Origin of the sequence: Calothrix sp. UHCC 0171 (assembly GCF_034931845.1) — a bacterium.
Classification (GTDB): Bacteria; Cyanobacteriota; Cyanobacteriia; order Cyanobacteriales; family Nostocaceae; genus Brunnivagina.
In genome coordinates this window covers 400,765-419,741 of sequence record NZ_JAYGHN010000001.1, presented here as the reverse complement: position 1 = coordinate 419,741, position 18,977 = coordinate 400,765, and the positions used below count along the sequence as shown (strand labels likewise).

Genomic DNA, 18,977 nt, shown 5'->3' with positions numbered 1-18,977 from the left:
AATTCCTTTGGGTGCGGTTACGAGCTATTGAGAAGATACAAATTTTCTAGATGTTAGAAGATAAAACTTTCATCTCTAGTGTAAAAATACTACCTTTTCCCACCTGACTTTCAACTTTCAGATACGCTTGATGTTTTTGGGCGATCGCCACAGCTATGGCTAGTCCCAATCCTGTGCCTCCGGTTTTACGAGAGCGTAGGCGCAGCCCGCCGTAGGCATCGCCATCAACACGGTAAAAGCGATCAAAAATTCGCTCTTGATCAGCAAGCGCAATCCCAATACCTGTATCTTTCACTGCAATCACAGCAGTGTAATCACTCTTGACTAAGCTAACAGTTACATATCCCCCTCTAGGTGTGTACTGGATGGCATTGGCAATCAAGTTTGACACTAAACGATAAAGTTGCGATTCATTACCTAGAGTGTAAACCTCGCTGGTGGGAATTTGGCAGGTTAAATTAATATCAGCAGCAGTAGCCAGTTCTAAAAATTCTTCAGTCAAATCGCTCACTAAATCATTTAAGCAACAGGGCTGAAAAGGTTTTGCCCCTAAATTTTGCTCCAGACTGGTTAACAAAAGTAAGTCAGCGATCAAATGGCTTAACCTTCGCCCTTGTCGCTCAACAGTATGAAGCATGATTTGCATATCTTGTTGATTTGATTGCGGTATGCGGAGGATAGCTTCCACAGTCGCCAACAAACTAGCCAGGGGCGATCGCAATTCATGGGCAGCATTTGCAGTAAACTGTTGCTGTTGCTGATAGGACTGGTAAATCGGCTGCATTGCTAATCCGGAAAGCCACCAACTGGAAGTAGCAACCAAGCTGAGGGCAATAGGCAACCCAATCGCCATAATCCATTGAATCCGCCAGATTTCCGCATCAAAATGTTCTAAAGTGCGCCCAATTTGCAAATAGCCCCAGGATGAATCAGCATTGGCTTCATTAGCTAAAGGATGGGTATTGGCGCTATGCAAAATCGTGGTGAATTGGTGATAGCGAATGCCGTTAGCCGTGCGAAAGGTTTGCCATGAAGTGCGGTTGAGAGTTGGTGGCAGAGATAGCGGTTGGTTGGGTGAAAAAGCCAGGAGTTTCCCTTGATGATTGAACAGCCGAATATAATATGTGGTGCGATCGCTGATGCCGATAGTGTGCCGTTGAATCAGCGTGGGGGTAGCCTTGCAAGGCTTTCCACTCAAACAAAGATCGGGAAAAATTTGTTGCAGCACCGCAGTTGGTTCTTCAGAAGGCGGTAACAGTGGTTCGACGCTATCGTGTAAAGTTCCAGCAATTGATTCAATTTCACGCTCCATTGCTGCCCAGTTTGTTTGTACCATTGCGCGATACATCCCCAAGCCAGAAACACTCAAAATCACGCCCATAACTCCGGCATACCAGAGGGCTAACCGTAGACGACTGCGCCGGAACAGTGAGTAGCTATTCATAACCGAGAATCAACTTGAGAATTAAAGCGATAGCCAGCACCGGGAACAGTTTCAATCGGGCAGGAACAGCCATGATTTGCTAACTTGCGCCGTAATAAGCGCATTTGCGCCGCAACTACATTACTAATCGGTTCTTCATCCATATCCCAAAGTTGATGACGCAATTTGCTACCGGGAATGATGCGATTGGGGTTCTGCATCAAATACATGAGCAGCTGAAATTCTTTGGTGGTTAAGGGAATTATTAGGGGCGTAGATCCATCGGAATTGACTCTTAGGACATTATTTGCTGTATCCAGAGTAAAACCTGCAACAGTTAGGGTAGACGGTTGTAGTTGAGGCGATCGCCTCTGAAGGGCGCGCAACCGTGCCAGCAATTCTTCCATGACAAACGGTTTGACTAAATAATCATCAGCCCCCGCATCCAGCCCCGCCACCCGATTTTCCGGCTGACCCAAAGCAGTAAGCATCAGCACTGGTAAGGGATTTTGGTGTAGTCTAAGCTTCTGACATAACTGTAATCCCGACATTTCGGGCAGTAGCCAATCAACAATAGCAACTGTGTAGTCTGTCCACTGGCTTTCAAGACACAGCCATGCCTCAGTACCATCTGTCACCCAATCTACCACATACCTTTCGCTAATTAAAACTTGCTTAATTGCCAATCCCAAATCCGCTTCATCTTCCACCAGTAAAATTCGCATCACTCCAGGGGAATCAACATATATATTAGCTTGATGTTACAAAAAGATTTGCCATTTCACCTGGATTTCATCTGCCCTTTGGCAAACTATGGAGAACTTTTGTTTAACTCGGTATCCATTGTGAGGAGTGATTATGAAACCTTTTATACTAGTAAGTTCCATTCTGGCAGTCAGTTTAATTATCAGTGCGCCCACAGTTGTATTTGCTCACGTGGGACATGGGGATGAATTTCAGGCAACGGGCGGCATTAATCGCGTCAAAGTCAATGCCCAAAACGATCAACTATTAGGCATTGTGGTTACGCCGATCGCATCTTCTGCCAAATCTGGATCTGCCGTGATGATTCCGGTAACGGCATTGGTTGATGCTGATGGCAAGCAGCTAGTATTTGTGCAGTATAAGGATTTTTATGAGCCAGTGGAAATTACAACTGGTGCGACCAAAGGCGAACTAATTACTGTTACCAAAGGATTGTCAGTTGGGGAAAAACTTGTTACCCAAGGTGGTTTGTCGCTCTATGCCGAATCACGCAAAACACCAACTGCCGATACAGCAACCAGTTCAACCGCAAGTACCACTCCTAAAACTGATACAGCCCATGCTCAGGCAGATGCTCAAGGAATACCTCATAGCCATGATGCTAGCGGTAATCTCATCTCACAGGCTGGTGAAACAACTCAGCAATCAGGCGGATTGCCGATGGGTATGTTAGCAGGAGTCGGTGGTGGAGTCGTGCTTGTGGGCGGAGCGATCGCTGTTGTCGTAGGTAAGGGCAAAAAGAAAAGCGATTTATCTGAATAAGAAAGGAGATTTTTAATTGCAATGTTGAATTCCATTCTCAATCAGATTCTCAAAAACTCCATTGCCCAGCGTTGGTTTATAGTTATTTGTGCGATTTTAGTGACGGTTTGGGGAGTGTTCACTGTTACACAGATGCCACTGGATGTGTTTCCTGAATTTGCACCCCCCCAAGTGGATATTCAAACCGAAATTTCAGGACTAGCTCCAGAAGAAGTGGAATCACAAATTACCGTACCGATTGAAAGTGCGGTAAATGGTTTGCCTGGGGTGACTACGGTGCGTTCTTCCTCCAAAGTCGGACTGTCAATGGTGCAGGTGGTGTTTGACCAAGATGCCGACATTTATAAAGCTCGGCAATCGGTAACAGAACGACTCCAACAGGTGACAAATCAGTTACCTGAAGGGGTGCATCCGCCGGAAATTTCACCGTTGGCATCGCCGTTGGGTACGATTTTACAATATGCCTTTACGGTGAATGGACAAGGACAGACTTCGCTGATGGATTTGCGTCGTCTTGTTGATAGCACCCTCCGCAACCAAATTTTGTCCGTGCCAGGAGTCACCCAAGTCACCATCTACGGTGGGGATGAACGACAGGAACAGGTGCTAGTCGATCCAGAAAAATTGCGATCGCTCAATGTTTCGCTGACCGAAGTTACCAATGCTACCAAAGGCGCAAATTCCAACGCCCCTGGTGGATTCTTAATTGGCGGCGGTCAAGAACTGTTGGTACGCGGTATTGGGCAGCTAAAATCAATTGCAGACTTGCAGCAATCTGTGGTGAAGGTGCAAGATGGGAAGCCGATTTTGCTCAAAGATGTAGCGGAAGTAAAAACGGGTGCGGCACTGAAGCGGGGAGATGCTAGTTTTAATGGGCAACTGGCTGTGGTAATGATGATTAACAAACAGCCTGATGTCGATACCCCCACAGTAACAAAAGCGGTAGAAGCGGTGCTGCAATCTTTGCAACCAAACTTTCCCCCTGATGTGCAGGTGGCGCGGACGTTCCGGCAGTCTAACTTTATTGATACTGCCATTGCCAATGTCAGCAGTTCCCTGATTCAAGGCATCATCATCGTGTCGGTGATTATGCTGTTATTTCTGATGAATTGGCGCACCGCCGTAATTACTCTGAGTGCGATTCCTCTGTCACTGTTAATTGGCTTAATGTTCATGAAAGCTTTTGGCTTGGGCATTAACACCATGACCTTGGGCGGTTTAGTCGTAGCCATTGGTTCAGTCGTAGATGACTCAATCGTGGACATGGAGAACTGCTATCGCGGACTGCGAACTAATCAGGCGCAGGGCAACCCGATGCATCCCTTCGAGGTGGTGTATGAAACCTCTGTACAGGTGCGGTTAGCCGTGATTTTTTCCACAGTTATCATTGTAGTCGTGTTTGCACCAATTTTTAGTTTGACAGGTGTTGAGGGCAATATTTTTGCACCGATGGGTTTGGCATATTTGCTCTCAATCTGTGCGTCTACTTTGGTGGCTATGACCCTTTCTCCTGCCTTGTGTGCAATTCTGCTGGCAAATCAAACCCTACCCCAAGAAGGTACATTCATTTCGCGTTGGGCAGAACAGTTATATCGTCCATTGTTAAATCTATCGCTGCGATCGCCCCAAATTATTTTGGGTGTAGCACTTGCAACCTTGGTTGCTGCTTTTGCGATCATTCCCTCCCTCGGACGGGTGTTTCTCCCCGAATTTCAGGAGAAATCATTGGTCAATTCAATGGTTTTATTTCCAGGGGTTTCCCTCGATATGACCAATCGGGCTGGGATAGCACTGTCTAGTGCGCTTAAAGATAATCCTTTGTATGAGTGGGTGCAAGTGCGATCGGGACGCGCTCCAGGGGATGCAGATGGGGCGGGAGTGAGTATGGCTCATGTGGACGTAGAATTGAGCGATCGCGCCCTCCAAGACCGTGAAGCCAGCATTAAACAATTGCGGCAAGAGTTCAATAAACTGCCTGGTGTGGCATCTAACATTGGTGGATTTATTTCTCACCGCATGGATGAAGTGCTGTCGGGGGTCAGAAGTGCGATCGCTGTGAAAATCTTTGGACCTGATTTAACAGAACTGCGAAAGATTGGCGAACAAGTGCGAGATGTGATTCAGCCCATTACCGGAATTGTAGACTTGCAGCTTGAACCCCAACTACCCATTCGTCAGGTACAAATTCAATACAATCGCGCGGCTGCCGCTACCTATGGATTGAGTATGGAGCAGTTATCCAACGTGGTGGAAACTGCCCTGAATGGTCGTGTAGTGTCGCAAGTGGCTGAAAATCAGCAGCTAATTGATATTTCTATTTCCTTGACGGAGAAAGCCCGCAATAGTTTAGACGCTATTCGCGCTATTCCTCTGATTACCCCAACTGGGCAAACTATCCAACTGGGTGCGGTTGCGAAAGTAGAGTACGGGATGGGAGCAAATGTTGTGAATCGGGAAGATGTATCACGGCTGATAGTTGTTTCGGCAAACGTCGCCGAGCGCGATTTGGGTAGTGTTGTCGGCGATATTCAGTCCCAAATTCAACAGAAAATCAAACTCCCCAATGGCTACTTCATCCAGTACGGTGGACAGTTTGAGTCAGAGCAGCGTGCTACTAATAATCTACTAGTATTTAGTATCTTGGCAGCGATCGCCATTGCGGTATTGATGTTCTTCTCCGTTAAATCGCTATCTGCAACAATCACCATCATGCTTAATCTGCCTTTGGCGTTGGTGGGTGGCATTGTTTCCATTGTTTTGAGTGGCGGCGTAATGTCGATCGCTTCTTTGATTGGATTTATTACCCTATTTGGCGTTGCTGTCCGCAATGGCTTGTTGTTGGTAGACAACTATAACAATAAGTTTGCTCAGGGAATGCCCCTCAAAGATGTGATTGTCAACGGTTCTCTAGAACGAGTGAATGCTATTCTGATGACCGCACTCACTTCTGCACTAGGGATGCTGCCTTTGGCGATCGCTAGTGGGGCTGGGAATGAAATTCTGCAACCCTTGGCAATTGTAGTTTTGGGCGGTTTATTTACATCTACAGCTTTGACTTTATTGGTTATTCCGGCTCTCTACGCCAAATTTGGCAAACAATTAATGCCTCAACAGAAACCTGTTTTGGTTAACCAATCCTGGTCAAACTCATAACAATGATGCTGTGATTGGTACTTTCAGAACCACTTTCACTTTCTAAGGTTGACAATCCCACGGCTTAAGCCGTGGGATTTTTGCTACTCTGCGGGAAATGCTACGCTCCATTGAGATAACAACGTGAGCATGGCAAGATGTGGAAGAATTGTATGTCCCTATAGGGGATATACTTGAAAGTAGCTTATAAAACAAATTTAAAACATATCCCCCTATGAAATAGGGATAAATTAGCTTTAAGAAACACTGACGGAGCATGATTACGAGGCTTCATTTATTTGGCAGTTTGAAAAACCCTGTATTTGCGCGGCTTTATGCTGCTCAAACTACTAATTTATTAGGAGATGCGCTAACTTGGGTGGGTTTGGCTCTGCTGGCTTTTGAGTTAGCTGGAGATAATAGTGCGATTGTACTTGCCTTGGCATTGACGTTGCGGATTACTGCCTTTGTCTTGCTGTCTCCCTTGGCTGGGGCTTTAGCTGACCGGGTTGACCGCAAATCGATACTGGTGGGAACGCATTGTGTACGGATGGTAATTGTCAGTCTGTTGCCTTTTGTGACACAAGTGTGGCAAGTGTATGTCTTAATATTTGCTCTTAACGTCTTCAATGCTTTTTTCACCCCGACTTACCAAGCTACAATCCCTTTAGTGACTAGAGAGAACGATTATGCAGGTGCGATCGCTCTTTCTAGTGCCACCTACCAATTACTTGGTGTACTCGGTCCTGGTATCGCTGGCAGCGTTGCCGCTTTCATCGGTGCAAGACAGGTTTTCTTTTTGGATGCCGTAACTTTCTTTGTGGCAGCAGTATTAATTTTTACTCTCCCTGGTCAATTAAGAGTAGAGTCGAATCAACAGCCATCAAGTAAGAGTGGTAGAACTTGGCGAGACATTAAAGATGGTACAACCCGCCTACTGAGTGATGCACCCATTCGATACGCACTCTTTATGCAACTGGTTGCATCCATTGGGGGAGCGCAGATTTTGGTCAATACCGTTGGCTATATCCAAGGGACATTGAAATTAGGAAATGTGCAGTATGGCTGGGTAATGGCTGCTTTTGGTATTGGCGCAACACTTTCAGCAGTAACTTTTGGTGCAATCAGCCAACGCTTTACCAGAACGACCTTTGTGTTGTTCGGTGCTGTTTTGATAACTTTGTCTCTACTGAGAGCAAATTATGCTTCTTTAAGTGTATTGATGATTTTGTGGCTACTGGCAGGTTTTGGACAAAACTGTGTGAACCTACCAACCCAAACATTAATTGCCGATCGCATTCAACGCGATGCCCAAGGACGGGTTTACGGCGCACACTTTGCTTGGAGTCATCTATGGTGGGCAATTTCCTATCCCTTAGCTGGGTGGCTGGGAAGCCAATTTCCTGAAAGTGAATTCCTATATGCCAGCGTCCTTGGTTTTGCACTGCTGGCTGTGGTACAACTTACCCTAAGACCGCCAGTGGATGAAAATGAACACATCCATGAAAACATTTGGCACGAACACTTACATATCCACGATGAACATCATCAGCATGATCATCACCAGGGAATACTAGAATCCGAACCACATACCCATCCTCATCAACACAAATTAATGCGTCACTCTTACCCCTACTCTGTTGATATTCATCATCCTAGAAGATGACGTATTAACTGATGATGAGAATAGTTAGAAATTATACTTCTTACTGAGTTCGGAATCATCGGTTCTTTCTGCATTGATTCCTATTAATTTAAACATTAATTGACTCTAGACTGACAGTATTATTTTGCGCCGCCTTTACCAGAGGTATTGACTGGAAAAAGATGTCGGATTTTATATTTTTATTTTGCAATTATCCAACAACTATTTTTAACATCTAGTCATCTTAGAAAATTGATACTTATTTAGTCCGGAAACATTCACCTTCAGTAGAATAATTTACACAGGAAAAGCTTTTCTTGTTGAGAACAAGAGGGGTTTCGGCATTGGATAAATAATATCAATTTACAATAAACACTATGACAGCCCTATACTCATTAACTACCCCTGGAAATGCAACTATTGAGATTAGCCAAGATGAACTACGAGCAATTTTAGGTGACATAGAAGCAGAATTGCATCACAGCAAAGTATATCGTCGTGCCCTGGCTACAATTCAAAAAGTATTTGGCGAATCATCGGAACAAGGTAAACAGCTAATCAAAGCTGTGGGAAGGGAAGCAATTGGTTTAGCATTTCATAAGTTTACACAGCAACAACAGCAGAAAATAGCAGAAAATCAGGAAGTTGTAGCGCAAAATAGCGCCAATATTAATGAAGTCGATATTAATCCTCCATCTGCGGATTTAGCTGAATGCTTGACTAGTGCTAAGTTTCATCCGAAACCAAAAGGTGAAGAAATAGAAACACCACTAGTTAGCAACATTGGTGCAAATTCCGAAAATACCGCCAAAATAGTTTCCCCGCTTGCATGGTGGAAAAATCAAAAACCTTCCAAAGCCGAACTGGCAAAACAAGCTGCTATCAAACAACGTCAAGAAAGTCTGCGGGAAATTGGTAAACAGTTGCGTCAAGCTAGAGAATTGCAAGGATTGTCTTTAAATCAATTAAATATCTACACCCATGTACCAGTTCATCAAATGGAGGCAATTGAAAATGGTGACTGGAATGAATTACCAGAAGAGGTATATGTGCGCGGCTTTATCCGTGTCATGGGTAATGCATTGGGACTTAACGGTACAGCAATAGTTGCTTCCTTACCTGCACCCGAACCCGTCCAAACTATTGCCCCTGTCTGGTATAAAAACGAAAAAAGTTCTGGTAGTGTCGGATTTGAAATCCGTCCAATGCATTTGTATGTTGGTTACACAGCTTTAGTTGCTGGTGCAGTTGGTGGGTTATCCTTAATGTCGCAGCAAACCGAAGCAAAACGATTGCTTTCAGATACGGAAAAAATCCCCTCATCTGTGACTCAGACTGTCAAAGAAAATGAACCAAATGCTAAACCTGGCTTACAATCTAACAGTAAAGGTATTGCTGTTGGTTCTGATATTGCACCACCCGAAGCATCATAAGCGATCGCGATTCCATTTGTGACACTAAGGAACGAGAATTTAATAACCTGTAACTTTCGATTTGATTTGGAATGGTACGTTATGCTCCGCTAACAGCACCCTACTTTTGTACTTTATTTAATCCACATTCCTAATACCATTTCACGAAAAATCTGATACAGATGTAAATCCTGAAAGCTTTGCTGCATCTAAGTTTTTTAATTGCGTTAGCGAAGCTCTTCCGAAGGAAGCATTGCGTAGCTTGCTTCTCGCGGAGCGAGTATTGCGTTAGCGTTAGCTCTCCCGCAGGGAGCATTGCGAATTGGTATAAGCTCAGGTTAACTAACTTTGAAGGTGGTGTTGGCTATGTCATTATCGCCTTCTCTAATTGCCCAACAATCCCTATTAGGGATTTAAATTTGCAGCAATTTCCATTTGCTCCAGACTCTGCGTAACCAATATATAAATTTTGGATAACTGGAAAAACACTGAACTGCATTTATCCCACTGCCCAAGTTAATCAGAACATCCTTAAATACCCAGAGACATTGAGCCAGATTGTGTCCGCTTGAATACTTTTCATTGGGAGTGACACGGGGACTTAGGGACGTGGGAAGGCGGAGAAATTTTAATTGTCAGCAGGGATTAGCGAACATGACATCAAAGCTTGACAAAGATAACTACTATATTTTTCACCTGAGATGATAAAAGCGGTCTTAAACTTGAAAATCATGACTTTTTTCCTAGTCTACTTGTTGTGAAATAGACCGTAGGGGATATTTAATAAGTTATGTTACATGCCATGATAGAGAAGACTTTTGACTTCTCTATCATGAAGTTGGAAGCGCAAAGAGCTATTTTAACCTTAAGTATTTATTTTTACCCATGTCTCGATTGTTACTGGCTGCTGTTTTGACTGCTGGATTTGTAATCGGGGGTTGTGCTTCTGCACCAGAAGAAATTGCGAGAGCGCAATCCCAACGTCGTAATAATAATCAACCAACAAGCGGTAGCGCTACCCCTGTTGATGTAGCGATCGCTCGTACCCAACCGTTGAAGCAGCAACCAGAGTATACAGGGACTACTGTACCATTTCGGGTTGTGTCATTGCGATCGCAAGTCCAAGGACAATTGTTAGGGTTAAATGCAGATATTGGTACTAATGTCAACCAAGGGCAAACCATCGGTCAGGTGGACGAGGCATTATTGGTGACTTCATTGAACCAGGCGGAAGCCGAACTTGCATCTTTGAAATCGGAAGTTGTCAGGGCAAATACCCAAATAGGTAATGCCCGCGCCGAAGTGGAAAGGCTACGACTGGAACTGGTACAAGCCCAAGCCGATGCCCAACGACAGCAAGCACTATTTAAAGAAGGGGCGATCGCTCAACAAGCAGCAGAACAATCACGTACAAAAGCCCAAACCGCAGCCCAATCACTACGTGCAGCCCAAGCGCAAGTAGGTAATGGACAGCAAGCGGTTATCACCGCTCAGGGTAGAGTTGTGGCACAACAAGCTTTAGTCAATGAAGCCAAAAAGCGCCGCAACTATGCTAAATTAATCGCGCCTATCACTGGTGTAATTACTGAAAAGGTGAGCGAACCAGGTAACTTTTTACAGCCTGGAGGCGAAGTTTTAAAAATTGGTGACTTTAGCCGGATTAAAGTCGTTGTCCAAGTTTCGGAACTGGAACTGGATAAAATTCGAGTCGGACAATCAGCAACAGTCCGCTTAGATGCTTTTTCCAATCAAACTTATACAGGTAGAGTTGCGCGAATTTCCCCAGCAGCAGATGCGACAGCGCGTTTAGTTCCTGTAGAAGTCGAAATTCCCAATACCAATAGCAAAATTGGTAGCGGACTTTTAGCACGGGTAAATTTTGCGAGTTTGGAAAGTCCAAAAGTTACCATATCCCAAAGTGCGATTAATGTTGGACGGGTGACAGGAGCAAACAAACCCAAACAGCAAACCAATTCATCTTCGCCATCTTCAAATCAGCCCCGTCAAGCTCAAATATTTGTGGTGAACGAGGGAGAAAAACCAACAGTAGCAGCTAGAGAAGTCATGCTGGGAGAAAGCGCAGATGGGAAGGTAGAAGTTTTATCAGGATTGCAACCAGGAGAAAGATTCGTCACTCGTAGTGGTAAACCTTTAAAAGCAGGTGACAGTGTCCGACTTTCAATCCTTTCTGAAAAGACTCAGTAAAGGATAATTACTCATTTATCATTCATAAATTTATAACTATTTACTTAAACAATGCAGCAAGTAAGCCAGGATAACAACAAAAATCAAAATAACGGCTTCAGCATTAGCGCTATTTCTATCCGCCAACATATTGGTACGCTGATGCTAACTCTAGCAGTAATAGTTATGGGTGTATTTTTTATTCAGCAATTACCTGTAGATTTACTGCCATCGATAACTTACCCCCGCATTGGTGTGCGAGTGAGTGCGCCAGGAATATCGCCAGAGGTGGGTGTTGATGAAATTACTAGACCCCTGGAAGAAGCTTTTTCGGCAACTGAGGGAGTTTTACAAGTATATTCCCAAACTCGTGAAGGACAAGTCAATATCGACCTATATTTCCAACCTGGAGGAAATATTGATCAAGCATTAAATGATGCTACAGCTGCATTTAATCGTTCCCGTGGCGCTTTACCAGATACAATTGAAGAACCAAGGTTATTTAAGGTAGACCCTTCACAGCTACCAGCTTACGAGTTAGCATTAACATCGCCACAGCTTCAAGGTGTAGAACTACGTGTTTTTGCGGAGGAGGAATTAGGACGCGAACTGAGTGTAGTTCCTGGTGTGGCTGCGGTTGATGTATCGGGGGGAGTACAGGAAGAAGTCAGAATTAATATTGATTTGAATAGATTACAAGCCCAGGGTATAGGGTTAACAGATGTCCTCGATGAACTGCGAAATCGTAACCAAGATATTTCCGGTGGGAGAATTTTAGGGGAAAATTCCGAACCTTTAACACGGACTGTGGGACGCTTTAAAACGGCTGAGGAAATTAAAAATTTATCTTTTGAAGTCTCTTCTTCCCAGTCTGCTGCCAGTGAAAATTCCAGCACTTCCCGCAGAGTTTATTTACGAGACTTTGCCCAAGTTATTGATGGGACTGAAAACCAACGGGTATTTGTCACTCTCAACCAACAACCGGCGGTAAAACTGAGTATTCGTAAGCAACCTGATGCAAACACCGTTGATGTTGTTGATGGGGTGAAAAAGCGGATTGCCGAACTGCGGCAAAGTGGTTTCATTTCTGAAGGGATGGTAATTACACCGACTTTGGATGAATCTAAATTTATTCGCAATTCTATTGCTAACGTCGTCAGTTCGGGCTTAATTGGAACTGGGTTAGCTGCGATCGCGGTACTATTATTTTTAGGTTCATTGCGACAAACTCTGATAATTGTGCTGGCTATTCCCTTAGCAACAATGGCTGCAATTATTTTGATGGGGTTATTTGGTTTATCACTGAATGTGTTTAGCTTGGGTGGTTTGGCTTTGGGTGTGGGTATTGTTGTCGATAACTCGATTGTGATGCTGGAGAATATTGCGGAGGGTGTGGGCATGACTCCGGGTAAGGATAGTAAAGCAAAGTTAAGTCAACAGCAACTAATTAAAAAAGCACAAACAAGCAGTCAAGAAGTTGAATCTGCGTTAATTGCCTCAACAAGCACTAACTTGGTGGCTGTTTTACCATTTTTGCTAATTGGTGGATTTATTTCCTTATTGTTTAACGAATTAATTCTGACTATTAGTTTTGCGGTTGCAGCTTCAATTTTAATTGCGGTGACGGTTGTACCGATGATGACATCGCGCATGTTAGCTTGGCGATTCTCTAGCCGCATTAGTCAGACATGGCTGCTTAGAGAATTCAATCTCCGATTTGATGGCGCTATTCGGGGATATCGTCATTTTCTCAGTCAAGTGTTGCGGTTGCGATTATTAGTGATTGTTTTGATTGTCATTGCTTTGGGTGGAGGTAGTGTCTGGATGGCACCACAAATTCCTCAAGAAATTTTACCCCGAATTAATACTGGACAAGCAAATATGATTGCCCAATTTCCTCCCGGTACGCCGGTGGAAGATAATCGCCAAGTCATGGATGCGGTAGATAAAATTCTCTTAGCACAACCCGAAACTGAGTACGTATTTTCCACTTCCGGAGGAGCTTTATTTGGTAGCAATACCACCGCTAACCCGTTAAGGAGTTCTAGCACGATTACCCTCAAACCGGGTGCAAGTGTCGAAGCTTATGCAGAAAAAGTCACCCGCGAATTTGACACCCTCAACTTACCGGGAACTCGTTTGCGTATTTCTCCTGGACAAGTGCGGGGTTTAATTCTCAGCAATTCTCCCACCAGGGGCGCAGATGTGGACGTGATTTTGCAAGGTAATAATTCCCAAGCACTGCAACAAGCGGGGAGAGAATTACTCGCAGCACTCGAAGAAGGTGTCACCTCAGCCAGATTTCGCCCCGACGCAGATGCACGGCAACCAGAAATTCAAATTCTTCCCGATTGGGAAAGAGTTGCCAATGTGGGTTTAACAGCCCAAGAAATCGGCAATACAATCCAAACAGCAATTGAAGGTAGTACCCCCACACAACTACAACGTGAAAATCGTTTGGTAGATGTCAGAGTGCAGTTAGATCAAAAATCAGTACAAACTGCTTCACAGTTACAAAGAATACCCCTATTTACCTCAAACAATCGTCAAATCCGCCTGAGTGATGTAGCTAATATTGTTGAAGGGGAAGCACCAGGGGAAATTCAACGCATTAACCAACGTCAAGTTTTTATTATCGCTGGTAATTTAAATGAGGGTGCGAGTTTGAGTGACGCAATTAACCAAGTTAATAGTGTGGTTAACTCTTTGAATTTACCTGAAGGTATATCTATTTTACCGAGTGCCGCAGTGGAATCAAATCAGCAACTGCAAAGTTCCCTATGGGTATTGGGCGGATTGGCTGCGTTTCTCGTTTTTGTAGTCATGGCAGTGCAATACAACTCACTCGTTGACCCCTTGGTAATTATGTTTACAATTCCTTTAGCGCTAAGTGGAGGAATTTTTGGACTTTACATTACCAAAACGGCTATTGGGGCAACAGTCATTGTTGGTGCGGTTTTACTAGTTGGTATTGTAGTTAACAATGCCATTATTATGATCGAACTGGCGAATCAACTTCGAGAACGCAAAAATATTGATCGTCGCACTGCGATTTTAGAAGCTGCACCCCAAAGGTTACGTCCGATTTTAATGACTACTATTACCACTGTTTTGGGTATGTTCCCTCTGGCTTTGGGAATTGGTGAAGGTTCGGAATTTCTTCAGCCTTTAGGTGTAGTCGTATTCTCCGGCTTATCCCTGGCAACGTTGCTAACGCTGTTTATTATTCCCTGCTTTTATACTACGCTGCACGATTTCCTTGATTTTGGTTGGGCAAAGTCGTTTTTATATCGGTTGGGGAAATTGAGGAAACTTTTTCCTTAAAGTTAGTGATTAATTCACGGTAAAGTGCCAAGGTTTCTTGATGAACACGGTTAACACTTAACCATTCCAGGTTTTCCCCAGCCCGGAGTTTCCATTCCTGAAGTGTATCGGGATAACTTAATAATTCTGACATAGCGGATGCGATCGCTTGACTATTTTTTGGTGGGACTAAAATCCCAGCTTTGCCACCATCTAAAGTTTGAGCAATCCCATCCACATTGGAAGCAATAATTGCACAGCCTGTTTCCCGTGCCTCGGCGATCGCTAGTCCAAATGACTCGTGATATGATGCCATCACAAATATATCGCAAGATAGTAAATACCTCTGCGGTTGTCTTTGGAATCCCTCAAAATGAATCCTGTCGGCGGCGGCACTTGCTTTTGCCTGCGCTTCAAAATACTCTCGATCTGGACCATCACCTACTATATATAAATGAGCTTGCGGAAATTCACCACTAATTTGCTCAAAAGCTGCTAAGAGTTCCCCAATCCCTTTACGTTTATATATACCAGATACTGTAGCGATCGCAGGATGCTGCAAAGGTTCTGGGATACAATCACTTGGTACAAAACGTGGAGTACCTAAGATACCGTTAGATATAACTTGCAATTTGTGCTTGGGAATACCGCGTTTTTCCATGCTGACTGCAACTGCTTGACTGACAGCAATTACTCTATCCGCCAAACCCATCAGGATGGCGCTACGCTGAAATTCATTATGCACAGTCGATACAAGTTCATAGTCATAGCCAAACCGCAACAGACTTGCCAATACTACTCCCGTCATCATGTGAGCATGAACAATATTTGGCTGAAATTCCTCGATAATTTCTCGGTAAGTAATAGCTGCTTTCAGCATATTTGCTGGGGTTCGCCCCTGATTTAAACGGTAACAGCTCACACCAAAACTCTTCAATAATGTTTCGTATTCCCCGCCACCGGAAATAACCGCTACTTTATTACCTGATTTTGCTTGCAGACAGGCTAAATCTATAGCAACATTAACTATCCCATTACCGATTTCGCGGACATGGTTTAATATATGCACTATTCGCATAAACACCTACTTAGTGATTGATAGTAATTATAAGAACGTCAAATAGCGTGAATCGTTCTTCTTCTCATAAGAATATTCACTATCAAGACCTGTATTGACAAGCACTTGTAAAAATCTTGATGGGAAATTAATATATTTCTACTTCACAATCAATAATTCTACTGACTCAAAAAAATCTTTTAATTTTCAATTGGCAACGTTCAAAATTGACAAACTATAGCCGAAACTCCTACCTGTTCGTATTTCTATAGAAGTAGAGCGTAGCTGCGAATAGTTAATTTATGACGAAAATAAATAGAGTTTATTCTATAAAAACTATTACTTTTCTTTATTATTACTTGCTCTTAGTTTGTTTTGAGCTTCGTTATTTATTTACAATACTCAGTATTTATAGATACTATAGACTTTGCCTATAATTATTTGCACAAACCTCAGTACCGAGATAATAAAGTTAATCAATTAGCACAAATTTACGCAAATGTAAATTCCGATAATGCGATCGCCGTACCAAATTAGCAATAATTAATAATTTCCAAGCTTGAAGAGACAAAATGGATGTATTGATAATTTCCCGAATATGACGAATATTCTTAGTTCTAATTGCTACTAAAGTCCAATGTAAATATAAGTAATTACGCGTATCTTCCAAAGTGGGAATATTGCCATGATGTTTGGCATCAACTAAGGCGTAAATCTTTTCCTTCATCAACATATTGGTATCCAAGCGTTGAAAGAAAGAGAACTTCTGATTGCAAGCCCCAGTCCAAATCGTGCGGTAAGCTAAACACTGATTGAGAAAAATCGCATCCCCAAACTGAGCAATCCGAATCCAAGAATCAATATCATCGCAATTAGTATCTAAATTTGAGTCCCAACCTCCAGTTTGTAAAAAAGCATCGCGACTACAAGCAACTTGAACTGGCGTACCAAAGGGGAGAAATTCCATCAACATCCCATAATGAATATCAGCTTGCGGCACATAAAAAGCAATACCAGGACCAAGTTCGGTAGTGCGACTCAATTCTTCCTCATTTTCATTTACCTGAGCAGCCACACAAGAAGCAATTACAGCTTGGGGACGCAGAGCGATCGCTTTTGCCATCTCCTCTAGGCAATTTGGTGCTAAATAATCATCATCATCCAAAAACTTAATCCAATCACCACTACTTCTTTCCACCCCTGCATTTACCATTGCCGCATGTCCCATATTTGTAGCGCTGCGATAGTAGACGAGTCGCAAATCTCCACCTTGGTTTAATTGCTGCTGTAAACCCTCCACATAGCTTTGCGTGTCATCTAACGAACAATCATCGGCAATCACCACTTCACAAGGAATTGTTTGCTTCAAAGCAGAAGCAATTGCCCTTTTGAGAAACTCCAAGCGATTATAAGTTGTAATGACAACGCTAAACTTCATACACCTCACGCCTAGGCAACAGTTGTTTGTTATACAATTCAACTTCAATGTTTCTTTACCGGAAACTCATCAATCTAAAATAACTGGACTAAAAACTATTTGTCGATTTATTATTGATGATCGTGAGTTTTTCTATAAAACTAATGAACGCTCAAGAAATCATCCGCTCAATCGAAGCGGAACAAATCAAGTCTAACTTGCCTGATATCTACGTCGGCGATACCGTTAAAGTCGGCGTAAAAATCAAAGAAGGCGAGAAATTCCGGATCCAACCCTACGAAGGTGTTGTCATTGCCAAACGCCATGGCGGCATCAACGAGACAATTACCGTCCGTCGTGTCTTCCAAGGCATTGGTGTGGAACGGGTGTTTTTAATTCATTCACCACGCATCGACAATATTAAAGTCATCCGTCGCGGTAAAGTTCGCCGTGCCAAACTTTTCTATCTACGCGATCGTGTCGGTAAAGCAACCCGGATTAAACAACGGTTTGACCGCCCCTTGTAGATTATCTACAGTATGGGAGATGACCAAAATGCAACAGAGCAAAGCCGCGAAGCAAGTTCCCTCGACAAAAATTTATTAACAAAAATGCCAAATTGCGTTATAATCTTAAAAGTTCAGCGCAATGACTGAATTCGAGAACTAAATTCGAGATAAATCGAGCGCTCTTAGTTCAGTTGGTAGAACGCAGGTCTCCAAAACCTGATGTCGGGGGTTCAAGTCCTCCAGGGCGCGCTCTGTTACTACAATACCTAGCCCGAAACATCTACATAGACTGCAAAGAGGGCAAGTGTGTGGAATTTCGGGTAAAATTTTAATTACAATTTTTAGGTAAAACTTTCATGATTGCAGCTTTGACTCGATATAGAAGTGAAGGCTGCAAATACTAATTTGCACGACTAAGACCTAAAATGGGAAAGTCAAAACTAAAATTAAAACATTAGAGTATAGAGTATTGTTATCTAGTTGAAACGGGGGATAAATAACCGTGAGCAAAAAGAACGAAGCAGAAATGCCGGAAAGCTCAGGTGGATTTAGTGTCGGTAACTTTATCGACGGAACTAAAGAGGAATTTGAGAAAGTAGTTTGGCCTAGTCGCAAACAATTGGTAAGCGAATCCGCAGCCGTATTGTTAATGGTCACACTCTCCGCATCGTTAATATTTTTAGTGGATAAATTCTTTACGTGGGCAGCAAAACAGGTATTCTGATGACTTCTGCAACAGATGAAGAACGTAACCCAGGGCAACATTCTGAAGACACAGAGCAACTAGCGAATTTGAAAGAAGCTCGTTGGTATGCGGTACAAGTTGCCTCCGGGTGTGAGAAGCGTGTAAAAACAACCTTAGAGCAGCGCATTCAAACCTTTGATGTAGCTGATAAGATACTTGAAGTAGAGATACCTCAAACCAAAGCACTAAAAATTCGTAAGGATGGTAGTCGCCACGAAACCGACGAAAAAGTTTTTCCCGGTTACGTGTTGGTGAGAATGCTAATGGATGATGACGTGTGGCAGGTAGTACGCAACACAGCTCATGTAATCAACTTTGTCGGAGCCGAGCAAAAACGCGGAGCCGGAAGAGGAAGAGGACATGTGAAGCCATTACCCCTGAGTCATTCTGAGGTCGAGCGCATCTTCAAGCAGACTACTGAGCAAGAGGCAGTAGTCAAAATTGACATGGTGGCTGGTGATAAGATTATTGTACTTTCCGGTCCATTTAAGGATTTTGAAGGAGAAGTGATTGAAGTTAGTCCAGAACGGAGTAAACTAAAAGCCTTACTTTCAATTTTCGGACGGGATACACCAGTCGAATTGGAATTCAACCAGGTTGAAAAACAGAGCTAAGTAAAACAA

The 18,977-nt window shown here is 43.3% G+C and carries 13 protein-coding genes and 1 tRNA gene; 10 read left to right on the top strand and 4 right to left on the bottom strand.

Features of this window, described 5'->3' with window-relative positions:
* Positions 1–46: 46 nt before the first annotated feature.
* Positions 47–1,444, bottom strand: a complete 1,398-nt coding sequence (rppB, locus tag VB733_RS01665; RefSeq protein WP_323338369.1) for a two-component system sensor histidine kinase RppB — start codon at positions 1,442–1,444, stop codon at positions 47–49.
* Positions 1,441–2,148, bottom strand: coding sequence for a two-component system response regulator RppA (gene rppA / locus VB733_RS01660; RefSeq protein ID WP_323338368.1), 708 nt, complete (start codon positions 2,146–2,148; stop codon positions 1,441–1,443). The genes rppB and rppA overlap by 4 nt, the downstream gene beginning before the upstream one ends.
* 133 nt (positions 2,149–2,281) lie before the next feature.
* Between rppA and VB733_RS01655 the strand changes: the two genes are divergently transcribed.
* From VB733_RS01655 to VB733_RS01630, 6 genes are all read left to right on the top strand, one after another.
* Positions 2,282–2,950: a cobalt transporter gene (locus VB733_RS01655; protein ID WP_323338367.1), complete on the top strand. Its 669-nt coding sequence runs from the start codon at positions 2,282–2,284 to the stop codon at positions 2,948–2,950.
* 21 nt (positions 2,951–2,971) lie between these two features.
* Positions 2,972–6,103 carry an efflux RND transporter permease subunit gene (locus tag VB733_RS01650; protein WP_323338366.1) on the top strand — a complete coding sequence of 1,044 codons (3,132 nt, stop codon included), beginning with the start codon at positions 2,972–2,974 and terminating at the stop codon, positions 6,101–6,103.
* 259 nt (positions 6,104–6,362) lie between these two features.
* The gene (locus VB733_RS01645; RefSeq protein WP_416336283.1) at positions 6,363–7,748 is read left to right on the top strand and encodes an MFS transporter; all 1,386 of its coding nucleotides are present in this window, start codon (positions 6,363–6,365) and stop codon (positions 7,746–7,748) included.
* A gap of 356 nt (positions 7,749–8,104) precedes the next feature.
* A complete protein-coding gene (locus VB733_RS01640; protein ID WP_323338364.1) occupies positions 8,105–9,160 on the top strand; it encodes a helix-turn-helix domain-containing protein in 1,056 nt (351 codons plus the stop codon).
* Positions 9,161–10,024: 864 nt separating this feature from the next.
* Positions 10,025–11,344, top strand: coding sequence for an efflux RND transporter periplasmic adaptor subunit (locus VB733_RS01635; protein WP_323338363.1), 1,320 nt, complete (start codon positions 10,025–10,027; stop codon positions 11,342–11,344).
* Positions 11,345–11,395: 51 nt separating this feature from the next.
* On the top strand, positions 11,396–14,647 hold the full coding sequence (locus VB733_RS01630) for an efflux RND transporter permease subunit (RefSeq protein WP_323338362.1): 3,252 nt from the start codon (positions 11,396–11,398) through the stop codon (positions 14,645–14,647).
* On the opposite strand, the gene VB733_RS01625 is transcribed toward VB733_RS01630, so the two are convergent.
* Together VB733_RS01625 and VB733_RS01620 are read right to left on the bottom strand one after the other, a co-directional pair.
* A complete protein-coding gene (locus VB733_RS01625) occupies positions 14,565–15,704 on the bottom strand; it encodes a glycosyltransferase family 4 protein (RefSeq protein WP_323338361.1) in 1,140 nt (379 codons plus the stop codon). The two genes, VB733_RS01630 and VB733_RS01625, sit on opposite strands and share 83 nt — an antisense overlap.
* A 451-nt stretch (positions 15,705–16,155) precedes the next feature.
* Positions 16,156–17,121, bottom strand: coding sequence for a glycosyltransferase family 2 protein (locus VB733_RS01620; RefSeq protein ID WP_323338360.1), 966 nt, complete (start codon positions 17,119–17,121; stop codon positions 16,156–16,158).
* Between the two features lie 143 nt (positions 17,122–17,264).
* On the opposite strand from VB733_RS01620, the gene rplS reads away from it, so the two are divergent.
* From rplS to nusG, 4 genes are all read left to right on the top strand, one after another.
* Positions 17,265–17,627 carry a 50S ribosomal protein L19 gene (gene rplS, locus VB733_RS01615; protein ID WP_323338359.1) on the top strand — a complete coding sequence of 121 codons (363 nt, stop codon included), beginning with the start codon at positions 17,265–17,267 and terminating at the stop codon, positions 17,625–17,627.
* Positions 17,628–17,785: 158 nt separating this feature from the next.
* Positions 17,786–17,858 (top strand) — tRNA-Trp (locus VB733_RS01610).
* 253 nt (positions 17,859–18,111) lie between these two features.
* Entirely contained in the window at positions 18,112–18,333 is a 222-nt protein-coding gene (gene secE / locus VB733_RS01605) for a preprotein translocase subunit SecE (protein WP_096614663.1), read from the top strand.
* Positions 18,333–18,968, top strand: a complete 636-nt coding sequence (nusG, locus tag VB733_RS01600) for a transcription termination/antitermination protein NusG (RefSeq protein ID WP_323338358.1) — start codon at positions 18,333–18,335, stop codon at positions 18,966–18,968. Before secE ends, nusG begins: the two co-directional genes overlap by 1 nt.
* Positions 18,969–18,977: the final 9 nt, after the last annotated feature.

What these genes read in the sequence shown, in the direction of transcription:
- VB733_RS01640 (WP_323338364.1), top strand. Translation starts at nt 8,105, where the DNA reads ATGACAGCCCTATACTCATTAACTACCCCTGGAAATGCAACTATTGAG.
- rppB (WP_323338369.1), bottom strand. Translation starts at nt 1,444, where the DNA reads ATGAATAGCTACTCACTGTTCCGGCGCAGTCGTCTACGGTTAGCCCTC.
- rplS (WP_323338359.1), top strand. Translation starts at nt 17,265, where the DNA reads ATGAACGCTCAAGAAATCATCCGCTCAATCGAAGCGGAACAAATCAAG.
- nusG (WP_323338358.1), top strand. Translation starts at nt 18,333, where the DNA reads ATGACTTCTGCAACAGATGAAGAACGTAACCCAGGGCAACATTCTGAA.
- VB733_RS01655 (WP_323338367.1), top strand. Translation starts at nt 2,282, where the DNA reads ATGAAACCTTTTATACTAGTAAGTTCCATTCTGGCAGTCAGTTTAATT.
- VB733_RS01620 (WP_323338360.1), bottom strand. Translation starts at nt 17,121, where the DNA reads ATGAAGTTTAGCGTTGTCATTACAACTTATAATCGCTTGGAGTTTCTC.
- rppA (WP_323338368.1), bottom strand. Translation starts at nt 2,148, where the DNA reads ATGCGAATTTTACTGGTGGAAGATGAAGCGGATTTGGGATTGGCAATT.
- VB733_RS01625 (WP_323338361.1), bottom strand. Translation starts at nt 15,704, where the DNA reads ATGCGAATAGTGCATATATTAAACCATGTCCGCGAAATCGGTAATGGG.
- VB733_RS01635 (WP_323338363.1), top strand. Translation starts at nt 10,025, where the DNA reads ATGTCTCGATTGTTACTGGCTGCTGTTTTGACTGCTGGATTTGTAATC.
- VB733_RS01630 (WP_323338362.1), top strand. Translation starts at nt 11,396, where the DNA reads ATGCAGCAAGTAAGCCAGGATAACAACAAAAATCAAAATAACGGCTTC.
- VB733_RS01650 (WP_323338366.1), top strand. Translation starts at nt 2,972, where the DNA reads ATGTTGAATTCCATTCTCAATCAGATTCTCAAAAACTCCATTGCCCAG.